Source organism: Prosthecobacter debontii, from assembly GCF_900167535.1.
Lineage (GTDB): Bacteria > Verrucomicrobiota > Verrucomicrobiia > Verrucomicrobiales > Verrucomicrobiaceae > Prosthecobacter > Prosthecobacter debontii.
Genome location: NZ_FUYE01000006.1, coordinates 81,089 through 97,492 on the forward strand (window position 1 = coordinate 81,089; position 16,404 = coordinate 97,492).

The window sequence follows — 16,404 nt, forward strand, 5'->3', positions numbered from 1 at the left end:
GTCTTATCCCCCCAGGCGTTCTAGCCCAGGCATTCTCGGCGCCTTCTCTTTGTTTTCATCATGAGAGCTTTTCCCACTTCCCTCGTCCTGTCCCTGGCGCTGCCTTTTGGTTTCACCACCTCTCTCACCTCCACCTTCGCGGCAGACTGGCCCAGCTTCCGGGGAGCGGACCGCCAGGACATCTCTCGCGAGTCTGGCCTGCTCAAAGAGTGGCCCGAGAATGGGCCGAAGCAGGTGTGGCTGAATCAGGATGTGGGCTTGGGCTACTCCGGCTATGCCATCGTGGGCGATAGCCTCTACACCCTGGGCGCACGGGATGCCGTGGAGTATGTCATCGCCGTGGATGTGGCCACGGGGAAGGAAAAGTGGTCGGCTGAGGCCGGGGCGCTGCTGACGAATAACTGGGGCAACGGCCCCCGCAGCACCCCCACGGTGGATGGAGACCATGTCTATGCCATGGGCGGCAAAGGCACGCTCGTTTGCCTAACCAAAAGCGATGGTAAAGAAGTCTGGCGCGTCACCATGGAGAGCCTGGGCGGGCAGCTCCCTGGCTGGGGGTTCTGCGAAAGCCCGCTGGTGGAGGGCAACCTTGTCATCGTCACCCCCGGTGGACCGCAGGGCACGCTGGCGGCCTTTGATAAGCTGACCGGCACACCCGCCTGGCGCTCCGCAACCTGGACGGACCCCGCCCAGTATTCCTCCATCGTGCCAGTGGATCACCATGGCACCCGCCAGCTCATCCAGCTCACCATGCAGAGTGTGGCCGGCGTGAATGCGGCCAATGGGGAACTGCTGTGGAAAAACGAGTTCCCGGGTAAAACCGCCGTCATCCCCACCCCGATTTTCAGCGAGGGCCAAGTCTTCGTCACCGCCGGGTATGGAGTCGGCTGCAAGTCCTTCAAGATCGGCGCGGATAACAGCATCGAGGAACTGTATCAGACCCTGGAGATGGGCAACCATCACGGCGGTGTCGTGCTGGTGAATGGTCACCTCTACGGCTTCGCTGAAAAGAATGGTTGGACCTGCATGGACTTCAAAACCGGCGAGGTGAAGTGGGTGGAAAAACGAACTCTGGGTAAAGGTGCCATCCATGCTGCCGATGGCATGCTCTATCTGTTGGAGGAGAAAACTGGCACCGTGGTGCTCATCACCGCCACCCCCGAAGGCTGGCAGGAGCATGGCCGCTTCACCCTCCAGCCTCAGACCACGCAGCGGAATCCTAAAGGCATGATCTGGACCCACCCCGTGGTCAGCGGCGGCCGCCTCTACCTGCGGGATCAGGAGCTGCTCTTCAGCTTCGATGTGAGCGGGAAGTGAGTCTGTGGAGGAAACGGCAACGTCGGCAGCTTCGATGCGCTGATCATCCGCCAACTCATCGCTTGGCACGGGCACGCTCTTTCGGTTAGGCTTCGTCCTGAGACCATGCGTCATTTCCTGAAATCGATCATCTCCAGGGAGGATCCCGCGCCGCAGAGTCGATCCAGCCTCGGGGTGACTTTCCTCGTGCTAGCCGTCCTCTGGGCTCTGTGGCTGATCGTCCAGCCACCCCGACCATCCCCCGCCTCATCCCTAGAGTCCGCCCAGGCCACCCTCCCGTCTCCGCCCTCAGCGGGGGCAAAGCCCGCCGCCGAGTCTGCACCTCAGCCCCCGCCTCGTCTCCCCAAGCCCGTCACCCGCAAAGCCGTCTGGCGGTTGGCTCCAGGGGAAAGCGGGCTGCTGAGCTATGTCTCGGAAAAGACCCGCACCAACGGAATCATGCTGGTCACTCTCAACACCGATGAGGAAGGGAAAGTGATTCTGGAACGCCAGGAATTTGACGTGCAGGACTCGGCTCTGCAGGCCCATGACCTCAAACCGCACCTGCCCGAGATCTTTGAATTTGAGCGATCTGACACGCTGAATGCCGCCCAAGCCCAGACGCTGTTAAAGTCCTTGAACGGTCATGAGGGGGTCACCCAACAAGGCGGTGGCCGCTCCTGGGGCCCTTTCGGCCAACCCCGCCGCGGCACCCACACCCTGCGGTATGCTAACGGTGAAATGATCCGCCGAGAAGCCCTGATGGTCTTGCTGCATGAAGCCGATCCGGCAGGGCTTTACCAAGTGGAGGTCGAACTCACCACCGAACACGGCCCCGGAAGCCTTGAACCGAACGCCTCTGCCGCTGATGAATAGCGGTCCTGTGAGGATAGCTCAGAGAGGCGCCTTTTTGGGGGCACTCGTTGCAGCTACGCTCCACTGCCTACTCACCAGCCAGAGTCTCTAAGGCCTCCAGCTGCTTCCAGTATACCCTCTCAAAGATACAGCCACGTCAAGGGCGCTTCCCCCCATTCATCCCCACTCCTGCACAAGGGATCACCTGACACTTGCGACTCTCACAAAGCCGCCTAAGCTGCGCGCCCCTTATGGCCCAGCAGTTCAAGATTCTCATCGCCGGTAACAACGACCCCATCTCGAGTAAAGGTATCGATCTCCTCAAGGCGGAGCCGTCCTTCTCCGTCGAGGTGAACATGAACCTGAAGGCGGAAGACGCCATGGTGGAGGCCTCCCGCGATGCCCACGCCATCATCGTCCGCAGCGGTGCCAAGGTGACCGCCAAGGTGCTGGATGCCGCCCCCCTCCTGAAAGTGGTCGGTCGTGCCGGTGTCGGCGTGGATAACATCGACGTCCCCGTGGCCAGCAAGCGCGGCGTCGTTGTCATGAACACCCCTGGCGGTAATACGATCTCCACAGCTGAGCAGGCCTTCACCCTCATGATGGCGCTTTCCCGCAAGACCCCTCAGGCCCACGCCACGATTGTGGACGGCAAGTGGGACCGCAAGAGCTTCCAGGGCACGGAAGTCTATGGCAAGACCCTCGTGGTGCTCGGCATGGGCCGCATCGGAGCCGAATTTGCCAAGCGCGCCAAGGCCTTTGGCATGCGTGTGGTGGCCTATGACCCTTACCTTTCCAAAAACCGTGCCGAGAGCCTCGGCGTGGAGCTTTGCGAAGACCTCGACTCCGCCATCGTGCAGGCCGACTACATCACGATGCACATGCCTCTGACCCCAGAGACGAAGCACATGATCAATGCCAAGCGCCTGGCTTCCCTGAAGAAAAGCTGCCGCATCATCAACTGCGCTCGCGGCGGTCTGATCGATGACGCCGCCCTGGCGGAAGCTCTGACCCATGGCACCATCGCTGGTGCAGCCCTGGACGTCTTCGAAACCGAGCCGCCTCCGGCTGACTACCCGCTGCTGAAGGCCCCGAACACCGTCTTCACCCCCCACCTCGGTGCCTCCACCGAAGAAGCCCAGGAAAACGTTGGCATCGAGATCGCGGAAGTGATCAAGGCCCACCTGCTTCAGGGCACCGTGGTCAATGCGGTGAACATGCCGAACGTCGATCCGAAGACCCTGGCCGACCTGGGACCCTTCCTGAAATTCGGCGAGCTCCTCGGTCGTCTGATTTCCCAATACGCCCCGGCACGCTCCAACGGCGTGACCATCAGCTACAGCGGCAAGGTGGGCACCGGAGACACCACCCTCATTTCCCGAGCTGTGCTCAAGGGTTTCCTGGAGCGTGCGGTCGGCCCTGAGCAGGTGAACTACATCAACGCCACCGGTGTGGCCGAAGGCCTGGGCCTACGCTTCAGCGAAAGCCGCGTGCCAGACGCCAGCGAGTTCACCGACCTCATCGAAGTCCACGCCACCAACGGCACGGAGACCGCCAGCATTGCCGGCACCTTCTTCGCCGGTGAGCCACGCATCGTGAAGGTCAATGGCCGCCACATCGAGACTCGTCCAGAAGGCACCCTGCTGCTGATCGAAAACATCGACCAGCCCGGCATGATCGCCGCCTACAGCACCATCCTGGGCAAGCACAAGATCAACATCGCGGACATGTCCCTGAGTCGTAACAAAGAAGGCGGCACCGCCCTCACCCTGCTCACGCTGGACAGCACCCCGAGCACCGCCGTGATCGCTGAGCTGGAGGCCATCAACGGCATCAGCCGTGTGCACAGCGTGGTGGTCTAAGACCTCGTGATCTGACCTCCTTCCAGGCCGGGTAGGTTCTCTTCGCAGAACCGCCCGGCCTTTTTTGTCCCTCGATGGATCTTTAATTCATCACGTGCGCAGGGGCTCGGCGGCATTCCCACTCGCGCAGGCGGGCTCGCCAAACCTCAAGTTGGGTGGGGTCGGCCATGGGAGATCCTACCTTCGCCAGCTTCTCCCAAAACGCGATGATGCTGGTGAAGATCAGCCGCTCCTTCTCCGGCGGGCGACCAGCTGCGGGGTGGGTAAGCCAGTCTTTGAAGGCGATTTGGTATTCTTCCCAGGCTTCCTCGAAGTTTCGGCGGGCGGCCAGCAGGTCGCCCAGACGGCGATGCATCTCCAGCTCACGCCAGGGCTCGGTCTGCACGGGCCCAGCCTCGGCCAGTCCTTGGCGGATGGCGTCTTCGGATTCTGGAATGCGCCTCTGCACCCGCAGCGTCTCGCTGACCATGATCCAGGCATCGGCCAGGAGGGATTCATGCCCGGCACTTTGAGCGATGTTCAGCGCACGCCGTGCGGCTTCCTCCCCGCCGGGGCAGCCGGGGACTTTGCAGGCCAGGACCGCATGATTGAGCAGGGCATTGAGCAGTCGGGGATCGCGTGCGCCGACTTCCGTCTCCAGGTGCTTCAATCTGGCCAATGAGGCAGCGAGTGCTGATTCATGATCTGCGGGTTGGCTGGTGGTCGTGGCGAGACTGGCCAGCACGTAGGCCCTGAGGCTGGAATGGGCGGCATCGTCAGGGATCAGAGCCAGGGATTGCCGCAGAGCCGTGGCCGACTCGGTGGGCCGACCGCCGAGGCGGAGCATCTCAGCCTGATCACGCAACCACAGGGCCGCCTCGTCCGGGCGGACAAAGTTCTTTTGACGGACCACGGATGCCATGAGCGTAATGGCTTCTTCATGATGCCCGGTCCGCGAGAGCGCGCGGGCTAACTCTCGGCGGACACTCAGGCTGCGGACGGGGCGCGCCTCCAGACCTCCCGGCAGTTTTTCAAAACCTGCCAAGACCTGCTTCAGCATGGGCACGGCCCGCTCGGCCTGATTCTGGGCCGTGGCTCGCCACGCGATGTTGTAGAGGGAGAGCAGGGCAGCTTCGGAATTCTCGCCCTCCAACTGGGCCGTCAGCTCCCATTGCCGCTGAAACCAGGGTAAGCTCCGCCCTGGCTCCTGCAGGGCGGTGTAGAGCAGGGCGAGCTGCTCCACCAGCCGCTGTTCCGTCCGCGGTTGATTGCGAAAACGGGACAGGCTGGCCGCACACTCATCCGCCAGCCTGCGCAGAGCCTGGGTGTTCATTCCGGCCTCCACGTGCTTGCGGGCACTGGCGAGGAGTTCGCCGAGCTGGGCGCTGACTTGCTCCGCCAGCTCCGCTTGGTTTTGCTCAGCCAGGCGCAGGCGCTGCGTCTCCAGCCGCTGCTGCTCCATCCGCTCCAGTGCCCACCAGGTCGTCGCCACTCCGGCACTCAGGGCACCCAGCACTGCGGCGGCACTCAGGGCGGTGCTGCGGTGTCGGGTCAGCCATTTTTTCACCTGGTAGCCAGTGCCCGGTGGACCGGCCAGCACGGGCTCATCGCGGAGGTAGCGGTGGATCTCCTCCGCCAGCGTCAGGGCAGGGGCGTAGCGCTGCTCTCGGTCTTTTTGCAGCGCTTTCAGCACGATCCAGTCGAGCTCGCCCCGCAGCTCTTTGGCCCGGAAAAGGTGAGTCGAGTCGAGGCGTGCGACCCGGCGGCTGGGCAGCTCGATCTCGGTCTGCCGCACCTGCTGGAGCAGATCAGGCAGCGGGGCGTTTTTTTCATCCGCCACTTGGATCGGCGTGGTGCCGGTGAGCAGTTCATAAAGCAGCACGCCCAGGGCATAGACATCGGTGCGGGTATCCACATCCTGTCCGGTCAAACCGGCCTGTTCGGGACTCATGTAGCGCGGGGTGCCGAGGACGACCCCGTTCAAGGTCATGTCCAGCGTCGGGGGCAAATCCCCCGCTAGGGCCTTGGCGATGCCGAAGTCGATGATCTTCACCACGGGCTTTCCATCCAAGAGGGTCACCATGACATTGGAGGGTTTCAGATCGCGATGCAGGATGCCCTTTTGATGCGCATGCTGCACCGCGAAGCAGGCCTGGGCGAAGATCTCCAGGCGAGCTCGCAGCGGAGTCTCCTGCTGGCGGCACCAGGTGGTGATGGCATCCCCCGCCACCATCTCCATGACGAAGTAGGTGCGGCCATCCGGCAGTTCCCCGGCATCGAAGACGCCGGCGATGTTCGGGTGCTCCAGCCGCGCCAGCACCTGATATTCACGAATGAAGCGGCCTGAGAGCACGCCGGTGCCCAAGCCCGGGCGGATGATCTTCACCGCCACCTCCCGCCGCACCGGTTGGGTCTGCTCCGCCAGCCAGACATTCCCGGCACCGCCGCCACCCAGCAGGGATTTCAGCAAATATCGCCCGGCGATGATCATGCCCGCGGTCTCCTGGGCACTTACTTCCTCCGGCAGCTCATCTGCCAGGGCGATGTCAAAGAATCCCGCGAGAGACTCGACGTCGGTAAGCTTGTTGGGCCGCAGGTCTGACATGCGCTAAAGATGCGTGAATCCTGGACGCTGTCTTGCAAAGATGCGCTCCTTCACCTCTATCTTTACCCCCGATCTCACCTGCATGAATGCCTTTTTCACCTGCTTGGCCCGTCTCGCAGGCATCGGCTGTCTCAGCCTCGCACTGGTCGGATGCGGGCCGCAGGAGGTTCCGAATCTTCAGGGCAAGACCATGGGCACGACCTGGAGCCTGCAGGCGGTGGGGGCCGATGAAGCCCTTCGAGTGTTGATTCAAACCCATCTGGACCAGCGAGAAGCGGTGTTTTCTCACTGGAAAGCGGACTCGCCTCTTTCGCAGTTCAATGCGAGCACGAGCACGAACTGGGTGCCTGTGCCGCTCGAACTGGTACGGATCATCGAGGTGGCTCACGAGGTGGCACGAGAAACCGAAGGTGCGTTGGATGTGACCCTCGGCCCCCAGGTGGAGGCGTGGGGATTTGGCGGGAAGCCGGAGCAAGCTGATAAACCCGGTCTGGAGCACGTGGGCTGGCGTCACCTCGCTTGGCGAGAGGCTCCTCCTGCCCTGAAAAAAGATGCACCGGAGGTGCGCCTGAATGTGGCGGCTGTGGCTGAGGGATTCCTCCTGGATGAACTCGTGGCCCGACTGCGGGCGGAGGGCCTCCAAAACTTTCTGCTCGAACTCGGGGGTGAGGTCTTTGCCAGTGGTCACGCGCCGGATGGAGGCCCCTGGCGGGTGGGTTTGCAATCGCCCGACGGCATCCCTGGAAACACCCTGGAAAGGCTGCCTCTCACCGATGCCTGCATCTCCACCAGCGGCAGCTACCGCCACCGTTATGAGAAGGAGGGGCACACCTACAGTCACATCATCGACCCACGCACGGGGCGGCCCATCACGCATCGGCTGGTGTCCGTCACGGTCATCCATCCTCGGGCGGTCCTGGCGGATGGCTACGCCACGGCCCTGATGGTGCTGGGACCGGAAAAAGGGCGCGAAGTGGCGCAGCGGCTCAGTCTACGGGTGATCTGGCTGGAGGAGGAGTAGCTAATACCCACCTGATGAAATCATGAGTTAAATTCGTGGGCAAGATCGAGTTCTCTCCTCACCTCAGCTCTTTCGCTAAGCGAAAAGTGAGGTGAGGGGGCGTGAGAGTCCTGTTTCTATACTCTCATTTCATGAGGGCCTCAGACCTCAGCGCGGCCTGAAGGGCCGCTGGATTCAGCCCAGGCCGCAAGGCCTGGGAAACCCCGAGCTCCGTCGATTTACCCACGTCGCGCTCTGAAGGAGCGCGGGAACGGGCGGCACGTTTCCACCTCCCATTCCCTCTCCCGCGACCCTTCAGGCCGCGACTTTTGAGAGGTGGGTCTCTTCCCACCCACCCAGGGCTTGCTTCGCTTCGGCCTGGGCTGAATCCGGCGGTCCTTTGGACCGCAAGGCCCTCTGATACCCGCCTGACGAAAAAAGTCCCCACTCTCCTCCTGGGGAGTGCCTGAGAAGCCAAAGAGTTTATGAGAGGGGCTGGTGAAGTCTGAGCAAGGGATGTCTTCCATCGAGGGGGTGTCCTCCGAACTCGATAAATCCGACTTCGCATTCCGGGAGGCAGTGCTAAACGTATGCTCATCTTCACATGCCACTGATTGACCGACTCGAATCCCGATTGGGCCGCTTTGCCATTCCTGGGCTCATCCAGGCAATCGCCATTCTCCAGCTTTTCACCCTGCTCATTTTCATGTTCCTCTCGCCGGATGCCCGGCAGCCGTATGAGGACTTCCTGATGCTGCAGCCGGAGCTTGTGCTTCAGGGCCAAGTGTGGCGGCTCATCACCTACATCTTCATCCCCAGCAGCAGCCTCATTTTTGCCATCATCGGGGCCATGTTCATGATGTGGCTAGGGCGCGGCTTGGATGAGGCCTGGGGCTCCTTCCGAGTGAACCTCTATGTCTTCGGCGGTATGATTTCTCTGGCCATCGGTGCCCTGATCTTTGGGTATCAAGCCAATGCCATGTGGTTTTACCTCACGGCCTTGTTTGCCTTTGCCACGATCTACCCGAATGAGGAAATCCTGCTTTTTTTCATCCTGCCGGTGAAGATCAAATGGATCGCGCTCTTCACGGCGGTGATGCTGGGTCTATCGGTCATTTCCAGTCCCGCTTTCCTGATTCCCGTCTTTTTTGCCCTGCTGAACTACGCCGTCACCTTCGGGCCTCGTTACATCCGCGGGCAGGTGCAGTCGGCCCGTGTGGCCAGCCGGAGAGCCCAATTCGAGCAGTCTCACCAGGCCGCCGCTTACTTCCATCAATGCAAAATCTGTGGGAAAACCGAGGTGGATGATCCCACCCTGAATTTCCGCGTCACTGAAGCAGGGGACGAAATTTGTTCATCCTGCCGGAAGGGGAAGTAACGGAAAAATCCGGTCCTTGCCAACTTCCCGCCCAATGGCATCTTAGAGACTCCACCCATGCGCTGTCCCAAATGCAGTAGCTCTCAAGATAAGGTGATCGACTCCCGTGAGGCACGGGAGGGTCACGCCATTCGTCGTCGTCGGGAGTGCATGAAGTGCGGTTTTCGCTTCACCACCTATGAAATCGTGGAGCGGGAAGAACTGCGTGTGGTGAAGCGCAATGGCGCGCGTCAGAACTTTGACCGTGAGAAGCTGCTCTCCGGTCTGCGCAAGGCCTGTGAAAAACGGCCGGTGAAGATGGAACAGATCGAGCAACTGGCCGACGACATCGCCAACGAGTTGGAGGAAGAAGGCTACCGCGAGATCCCCTCCACCGTCATCGGGGCCAAGGTGATGCGCGGGCTGGAGGCCATCGACCACGTGGCCTACGTCCGCTATGCCTCGGTTTACCGGCAGTTCGAGGACGTGGGTGAGTTCATCGACGAGATCAAGTCTCTGGACAGCCGCCGCTCACGCGATAGCAGCCAGGAAGAGCTGTTTCACTGAACGGCGTTGGCGTAGAGAAACGTAGGCCGGAGGTGTCCGGCGAGGTAGGGCCTGCTAACCCAAAAGTCTGTGACGCCGGATTGTCCGGCTGCTTGGGGGTGCGTTAGTTCTTGGGCATCATCGAACCATCATGCCTCCTCTAGGAGACATAGGATAGCGAGCGATCTCATGCAGGGCGTTGCCTCGATCCCACCTCGCCTGAGCCGGATCGTTGGGCACCAGAATAAAAAAGTAAACGTGAACGGTTCGCGCTCAACACATCCGGCCGACCTTCTTTTCAAGGACTCCAAACTCCAGCGGATGGCTTCCCGCCCACGACTCTTCCTTGCCCTCACGGCATCCCCGTGCATTTCTAGCGGCCCGTTTTTCCATTTTCTCCCCTTTTTACGCCCATGTCCGTCCCTACACCTCCCCGCACCATTCACGTTGGCCTTGCAGGATTGGGAAACGTCGGGGCTGGGGTCTTTAAAAACCTGGAGCAAAACCGCGATCTCATCCGCCAGCGCACCAGCGCTGACATCCGCGTGGAAAAGGTGGTGGTGCGCGATCTCAACCGTCCCCGGGATGTGGAGGTGCCTGAAGCCATGCTCTCCACCCGCTGGCAAGATCTCGTGGAGGAGGCCAACATCCAGGTGGTGGTGGAACTGATCGGCGGCACGACCACAGCTTACGACCTCGTCTGCGCCGCGCTGCGCGCGAAAAAAATCGTCGTCACGGGGAACAAAGCCCTGCTGGCCGAGCGTGGGCAGGAGCTCTTTGCCCTGGCGGAGACCTGCGGCGTGCCGATCTACTTCGAGGCCGCTGTGGCCGGGGGCATCCCGATCATCCAGGTGCTGCAGGAAGGCCTGGTGGGGAACCGCATCCTGTCCATCCACGGCATCATCAACGGCACCTGCAACTACATCCTCACCCGGATGTCCCAGGCTGGGCTCGACTATCAGACCGCCCTGGCTGAAGCCCAGGAAAAAGGCTATGCCGAGGCCGACCCCACCCTGGATGTCAGCGGCTGGGATGCCGCCCACAAGGCCATCATCCTGGCCTCCCTCAGCTACGGTTTCTGGATCCCCGCCAGCCATGTGCATGTGGAAGGCGTGGATAAGATCCAAGCGGTGGACCTTAAGTTTGCCAAGCGCCTGGGTTACACCATCAAGCTGCTCTCCGTGATCCGTGCCGATGAGCAGGGCCTCGTGGAGGTGCGCACCCAGCCGACTCTGGTGCCGCTGTCTCACGTGCTGGCCAGCGTCAGCGGCAGCTTCAATGCCGTGCTCGTCAGTGGTGACATCGTCGGTGAAACCCTCTTCTATGGTCGTGGTGCCGGTCAGGACCCCACCAGCAGCAGCGTCATCAGCGACCTTTGCGAAGCCGCCGCCGTCCTCGTCTATGGCGCGCGCCACAGCGGCTTCGTCCCGCACGGGCTGTATGGCAAGAGCAAGCCGATCGAGGACACCGTCTCTCACTATTACCTGCGCCTGACCGTGGACGATGTGCCCGGGGTGCTGGCTCAGGTTTCCACCGTGCTGGCCGAGCGCCACATCGGCATCTCCTCCGTCATCCAGCCGGAAGATCTGGAGGATACCAGCGGCAGCACCAGCCTCGTGCTCATGCTGCACGACGCCCGCCTCGGCGATATGCTCCAGGCTCTGAGCGCGCTCAAGGCCCTCGCCTGCGTCCGCGGTGAGCCGAGCTGGATGCGTGTAGAGACGCTCCAGGGTTAACGACTGCGGTAGCCCTCTCCAAGAAATGTCTGTGGTTAGGCCAGTGAAGCAGCTCACGCTTCCTTCCTCACCCCGGCGGCCTTCAGCACGGTCTCATGCACCGTGATGTCATGGGTGGCATCCCAGGCGAGGGCTTTCTCGCCACGGACGACTTGGGCCAGGTCCATGAACTCGCGATCGTAACGGCCCTTGGGCACGGTGAGTTGGATCGTCTGCGTGCCTTTCTTGTAGCTGCCTCGGGCGCGGGTGAGGGAGAGATTCACTTTCCCCGACTCCAGCGGCACGATCTCGAAGGTGCCCTCGGTGCCGGTAACATTGAACCGACGGCGGGGACCGCCGAAGGGGTCGGCGTGGTTGCAGCGGATGGTGGCGGTGGCGCGTGGGTAGGCCAGCACGGCCAGTTGATTGTCCTGCACGCCATCCTTTTGCGTGGGGGTGGAAAAGGACTGCACGCTCTGTGGCCTACCCAACAGTGTGACCACGGCATCCATGACGTGGCAGGCCAGCTCAAACATGCCGCCGCCTGCCAGTTTGCCGATCTGGCCGCGGGTGCTCTTGTCCGCGAGTTTTCCCATGGCGGCATCGATCTCGGTGATCTCTCCCAGCCAGCCTTCTTGCACCGCCTGGAAGAGTAGCTCGAAGGCGGGATTGTAGCGCAGCATGTAGCCCATCTGCACGGTGAGGCCGCGCTGCTCGGCCAGTTGGCGCATGGTCTTGAACTCCGCATGCTCCAGCGCGCCAGGTTTATCCAGATGGATGTGCTTCCCGGCCTGAAGGCAGCGCAGGGCGGTGGCGCAGGAGTTTTCAATGCGGGTCTCGACGGCGATGACCTTGAGATCGGGGCTGGCCAGGAGATCGGCCTCCGGCATCAGCTTCAGGCCTGCATAGGGGGCCTTTTGGGCATCGGCGGCGGTTTCACCCGCATCATTCGCCTCCGCCGCCAGGCCCACGACTTCCCAAAGATTCGTCAGTTTACGCATGGCCTCCATCTTCCCGGCGGCATGGGCGTGGCCGGTGCCGATCTGCCCGCAGCGCAGTGGGCTCTTGGTTTCTGCCGCCCAGCTGGGCAGCGCCGTGGCAGCGAGGGAGGTGGCGGCGGTGTGGAGCAGGTGGCGGCGGGTCAGCGGCATGCTGTGAGAAAAGCAGAAACTCCAGCGACCGGGAAGCGAAAAAGGGCGGAGCAGGGGGGCAGAATGCCGTGTCAAGTGACAGGTGTTTGTCAACGGCAGTTGATTTCCCGCCGCATCACGTCTAGTTCCGCGCCGCATGACGGACAATTTGAAAATCCTGAGCGGCTCAGCCCACCCGGAACTCGCGCGCTCGATCTGTGAAAATCTGGGCACGAAGCTCTGTGAAGCCACCCTCACCACCTTCCCGGATGGTGAAACCTTCGTCCAGATTCACGAAAACATCCGCGGGGGCGATCTCTTCATCGTCCAGCCCACCTGTCCGCCCACGAACCAAAATCTGATGGAGCTGCTGATCATGGTGGATGCCGTCCGCCGTGCCAGTGCCGCCCGCATCACCGCCGTGCTGCCTTTCTTTGGCTACGCCCGCCAGGACCGCAAAGACCGCCCACGCGTGCCCATCACCGCCAAGCTGGTGGCCAACCTCCTGGTGGCCAGCGGCGTGAACCGCGTGCTCACCGTGGATCTCCACGCCGGTCAGATCCAGGGCTTCTTCGACATCCCGGTGGATCATCTCTATGCCGGCCCCGTGCTGATGAAGGCCATCAAGGAGCGTGGCATCGAAGATCTCGTCGTGGTTTCTCCCGATGTCGGCGGCATCAAAATGACCCATGCCTATGCCAAGGCTCTGAAAGCCCCCATGGCCATCGTGGCGAAAAACCGCGTCAGTGCCGAGGAAGTGGAAGCTCTGAACGTCATCGGCGACGTGAAAGATAAAAACGTCCTTCTGGTGGATGACCTCACCGAAACCGCCGGCACCCTCACCGCCGCCGCGGACCTGCTGCTGAAGCATGGCGCCAAGGCCATTTACGCCGGAGTCTCCCACGCGGTGCTGGGGGATAAGGGAAAAAGCCGCATCCTGAAATCCCCCATCCGCGAGCTTTTCTCCACCAACAGCACCCCCCAAGCCTGCGGTGAAAAAGTGACCACACTGGACATCGCCCCGCTGCTGGCCCAGGCCATCCGCCGCATTCACGACAACGAGTCCGTCACATCTCTCTTTGACATCTGAAAAGAGCCGTGTATCCTCGCTGCCCTTTTCTCCACTAACTTACTGTTCAGAAGAACCTTACGGACATGGCTAAAATCCTCGACATCATCGCCCAGCCCCGCACCAGTGAAGGCACTGGCGCCGTCAGCCGCCTGCGTAAGGCTGGTTCCATCCCTGCGGTGGTCTATGGCCGCAAGGTCGCCCCGACCAACGTCCAAGTGGACGCCAAGACCTTCACCAAGATCTTGGAAACCAGCGCTTCTGACAACATCCTCGTCAGCCTGAAGATCGACTCCAACGAGCAGCTCGCTCTCGTCCAGGAAGTGCAGCACGACCATCTGCGCGGTGGCATCCTGCACGTGGACTTCCACGCGGTGGCCATGGATGAAGAAATCCACGCTCAGGTGCCTCTGCACCTCGTCGGTGAGTCCCCAGGAGCTAAGGCTGGTGGCCTGATCGAGTCCATCCACCACACGCTGGAAGTGCGCTGCCTTCCGAAGGATCTCCCTGAGGCCATCGAAGTGGACATCTCCGAGCTCCAGGCTGGCAAAGGCATCCACGTCGGTGAAGTGAAGCTTCCTGAAGGTGTCTCCGCCAAGCTGGCTGCCGACGTCGTCCTCGTCATGTGCGAAGAGCCTAAGGTGGTGGAAGAAGCCCCTGCTGCTCCTGCCGCTGACGCTAAGAAAGGCAAGAAGTAACCCCTGTCCGGAGTCTGACTCCCCCTGCCGCCTGCGGTGTCTAGTGACGTATCAAGCTCTAGCGCTTCAGGCGGTGTGGTAAAACCCAGACTCATCGTCGGACTCGGCAACCCCGGAATCGAATACCGCGACACCCGTCACAACATCGGCTTTATGGTGGTGGATGAGCTGGCGCGACTTTCCGGGGCAACCTTTACGGAGGAAAAGCGCTGGCATGGATGGATCGCCAAGATCCCCGGTGCTGTCCTGCTGAAGCCCACGACCTACATGAATGACAGCGGGCGCAGCGTCCAAGCCGTGAGTCAGTTTTACAAAACCACGGTGCAAGAGCTCCTCGTCATCTACGATGATGTCGATCTCCCCCTCGGTCGCCTGCGCATGAGACTGGCAGGCTCCGCCGGCGGGCACAATGGCCTGAAGTCCCTCATTCGCAATCTCGGTTCAGACGCCTTTCCACGCTTAAAGTTAGGTATCTCCACCCCCTCCGGCCGCCCGGCCGGTGACCGCCTCGCCGGTCATGTGCTCGGAAAATTTCGCGAAGAAGAGCGCACCGAGGTGGCGATCATGATCAAGCGTGCTACAGATGCCGTCCGCTCCGCCTGTGAAACCGGCGTGGAAGCCGCGATGAACCTTTTCAACCGTAAAGAAGAACAACCGTAAACCTCAATCAGACAACACCGATGAAGCGCAAATACGAAGCCATGATCGTCCTCGACATGAAGGGGAAAGAAGAAACCGTCGAACAACTCGTCAGCGGCATCGGCCGTGACATGGAAGCTTCCGGCGTGAAGCTGGAGCAGATCGACCACATGGGTAAGCGTAAGTTCCCCTACAACCCTCGCCACGTGGAGAGCGGTTACTTCGTGAACTACCAGATCGAAGCTGACAGCACCGCTCTGGAAGCCATCCGCGCCAAGCTGAAGCTGAACGACAGCGTCTATCAGCAATACTACCTCCGCCGCTAATCCCCGGCGAGCAGGCCGAGCCTGATGCCGACCCGACCTGACTTGCGGGTTTGGCTCAGATTCATCCACCTTTTTGACCCCACTTGTGTTTGCTCACAAGTGGGGTCTTTTGCTTTTGGGAGTTGGGGGTGGTTGGATGCGCAAGCGCTAGACTGGTGGCCTTGCTTAAAGTGGCCCGCACACTCCGTGTGCGGAAAGCCCAGCGCGGCAGTCCTGGAAAATCCACTTCTCTCATCAGATCCGGCAAAGAGCCTTTTGGGGTGAAGCTGGGGGGAGGTCTCTCTTCACGGCAGGGTTGAAGACCCTGTGGCCCCACTCGGCCTTCGACGCGGTAACCCATACTCGGAGTGTGCGGACGACTTTGAAGGAAAAATCATGGGCCAGCTTGCTTTACTCCTGGGGGCCTTGCCAAGCATGATGCAGATACTCGCCCGGCTTGAGTCCCGCTTTTTTGGGGTTATCTGCGATGTATTGCCGCAGTTTTTGAAAGGAGGCCTCATGCCTCACCACATGGTCAAAGCTCTCATCTTGCCAAAGACGTCCGCGCTGTTTCAAAGCTTGATTGATCTGGGTGGCTGACCACCGTTTCCACGTCCTCACCTGGTTCAGCATCGTTTGTCGAGCCAGGCCTCCGACGATGAGATGCACGTGGTTCGGCATGATCACATAATCTCCCAGCACATAACGCGAGCCGGCCTGGAAGTGCAGAGTCTCCGCCACGATCGCGGCCAGAGGGGGCTGTTTTAAAACGCAGGCTCCGTGACCGGAATCCAGGACATGCTCCAACGACCTCGTGAAACGTCGAAAGTCCTGTCGTGCCGTTTCAGGAAGGGCGTCCATCTGCTCCTTCCAATCGGGCCGGGCGGGATCAATCCTGTGACGCAGTAGCCAAGCTCGGCGTTCACCCATCCATTGTTTCCAGAGCGAGGCAGGAATGGAGTCAGCTAACCGCCAAGTGATAAAGTAGGTGGCCCCTTCCTGATCCCAATGCGGTAAATCGCCCTGAGTGACCGTGACCCGGCGAGTGGGCTGAAAGAAGGTGAACGCCATGGCCAAGCTAAATCCCTAGCAGCCTTTGGGCCTGATAGAAATGATCTTTGCAGGCGTCCCGGACAAGTGGCCTTAAAGTGGCCCGCACACTCCGTGTGCGGAAAGCCCAGCACGGCAGTCTTGGAAAATCCACTTCTCTCATTCGATGCGGCAAAGAGTCTTTTGAGGGCAGCTTGAGGGCAAGAGATCTCTTCACGGCAGGGCTGAAGACTTCATGGCCCCACTCGGCCTTCGACGCGGTAACCCGCACATGGAGTGTGCGGACCACTTTGATGCC

14 protein-coding genes are annotated in these 16,404 nt (G+C 61.2%); 11 read left to right on the forward strand and 3 right to left on the reverse strand.

What is annotated here, in order from left to right:
- Nucleotides 1-60 precede the first annotated feature (60 nt).
- From B5D61_RS10615 to serA, 3 genes are all read left to right on the forward strand, one after another.
- Nucleotides 61-1,317 (forward strand): PQQ-binding-like beta-propeller repeat protein, encoded by a 1,257-nt coding sequence (locus tag B5D61_RS10615; RefSeq protein WP_078813365.1) that lies wholly within the window; start codon nucleotides 61-63, stop codon nucleotides 1,315-1,317.
- 105 nt (nucleotides 1,318-1,422) lie between these two features.
- On the forward strand, nucleotides 1,423-2,172 hold the full coding sequence (locus B5D61_RS10620; protein ID WP_078813366.1) for a hypothetical protein: 750 nt from the start codon (nucleotides 1,423-1,425) through the stop codon (nucleotides 2,170-2,172).
- A gap of 230 nt (nucleotides 2,173-2,402) precedes the next feature.
- Entirely contained in the window at nucleotides 2,403-4,013 is a 1,611-nt protein-coding gene (serA, locus tag B5D61_RS10625) for a phosphoglycerate dehydrogenase (RefSeq protein WP_078813367.1), read from the forward strand.
- Nucleotides 4,014-4,095: 82 nt separating this feature from the next.
- Here serA and B5D61_RS10630 read toward each other — a convergent pair whose 3' ends face one another.
- Nucleotides 4,096-6,597, reverse strand: coding sequence for a serine/threonine-protein kinase (locus tag B5D61_RS10630; RefSeq protein WP_078813368.1), 2,502 nt, complete (start codon nucleotides 6,595-6,597; stop codon nucleotides 4,096-4,098).
- Between the two features lie 82 nt (nucleotides 6,598-6,679).
- Between B5D61_RS10630 and B5D61_RS10635 the strand changes: the two genes are divergently transcribed.
- From B5D61_RS10635 to B5D61_RS10650, 4 genes are all read left to right on the forward strand, one after another.
- Nucleotides 6,680-7,618 carry an FAD:protein FMN transferase gene (locus B5D61_RS10635; RefSeq protein ID WP_176159349.1) on the forward strand — a complete coding sequence of 313 codons (939 nt, stop codon included), beginning with the start codon at nucleotides 6,680-6,682 and terminating at the stop codon, nucleotides 7,616-7,618.
- Between the two features lie 583 nt (nucleotides 7,619-8,201).
- Nucleotides 8,202-8,975, forward strand: a complete 774-nt coding sequence (locus B5D61_RS10640; RefSeq protein ID WP_078813370.1) for a rhomboid family protein — start codon at nucleotides 8,202-8,204, stop codon at nucleotides 8,973-8,975.
- Nucleotides 8,976-9,032: 57 nt separating this feature from the next.
- Nucleotides 9,033-9,521, forward strand: coding sequence for a transcriptional regulator NrdR (gene nrdR, locus B5D61_RS10645; RefSeq protein WP_078813371.1), 489 nt, complete (start codon nucleotides 9,033-9,035; stop codon nucleotides 9,519-9,521).
- Between the two features lie 392 nt (nucleotides 9,522-9,913).
- Complete coding sequence (locus tag B5D61_RS10650) at nucleotides 9,914-11,236, forward strand: homoserine dehydrogenase (RefSeq protein WP_078813372.1); 1,323 nt, start codon at nucleotides 9,914-9,916, stop codon at nucleotides 11,234-11,236.
- A 53-nt stretch (nucleotides 11,237-11,289) separates the two neighbouring features.
- Here the strand turns inward: B5D61_RS10650 and B5D61_RS10655 are convergent, their stop codons facing one another.
- Entirely contained in the window at nucleotides 11,290-12,366 is a 1,077-nt protein-coding gene (locus B5D61_RS10655) for a Gfo/Idh/MocA family protein (protein WP_078813373.1), read from the reverse strand.
- 136 nt (nucleotides 12,367-12,502) lie between these two features.
- On the opposite strand from B5D61_RS10655, the gene B5D61_RS10660 reads away from it, so the two are divergent.
- The 4 genes from B5D61_RS10660 to rpsF all read left to right on the forward strand — a co-directional run bounded on the left by B5D61_RS10660 (nucleotide 12,503) and on the right by rpsF (nucleotide 15,077).
- Nucleotides 12,503-13,435 carry a ribose-phosphate diphosphokinase gene (locus tag B5D61_RS10660; protein ID WP_078813374.1) on the forward strand — a complete coding sequence of 311 codons (933 nt, stop codon included), beginning with the start codon at nucleotides 12,503-12,505 and terminating at the stop codon, nucleotides 13,433-13,435.
- 65 nt (nucleotides 13,436-13,500) lie between these two features.
- On the forward strand, nucleotides 13,501-14,112 hold the full coding sequence (locus B5D61_RS10665; RefSeq protein ID WP_078813375.1) for a 50S ribosomal protein L25: 612 nt from the start codon (nucleotides 13,501-13,503) through the stop codon (nucleotides 14,110-14,112).
- Between the two features lie 75 nt (nucleotides 14,113-14,187).
- Nucleotides 14,188-14,772: an aminoacyl-tRNA hydrolase gene (gene pth / locus B5D61_RS10670; protein WP_139373192.1), complete on the forward strand. Its 585-nt coding sequence runs from the start codon at nucleotides 14,188-14,190 to the stop codon at nucleotides 14,770-14,772.
- A 20-nt stretch (nucleotides 14,773-14,792) separates the two neighbouring features.
- Nucleotides 14,793-15,077 (forward strand): 30S ribosomal protein S6, encoded by a 285-nt coding sequence (rpsF, locus tag B5D61_RS10675; protein WP_078813377.1) that lies wholly within the window; start codon nucleotides 14,793-14,795, stop codon nucleotides 15,075-15,077.
- A gap of 390 nt (nucleotides 15,078-15,467) precedes the next feature.
- Here the strand turns inward: rpsF and B5D61_RS10685 are convergent, their stop codons facing one another.
- Nucleotides 15,468-16,127, reverse strand: coding sequence for a transposase (locus B5D61_RS10685; protein WP_078813379.1), 660 nt, complete (start codon nucleotides 16,125-16,127; stop codon nucleotides 15,468-15,470).
- Nucleotides 16,128-16,404: the final 277 nt, after the last annotated feature.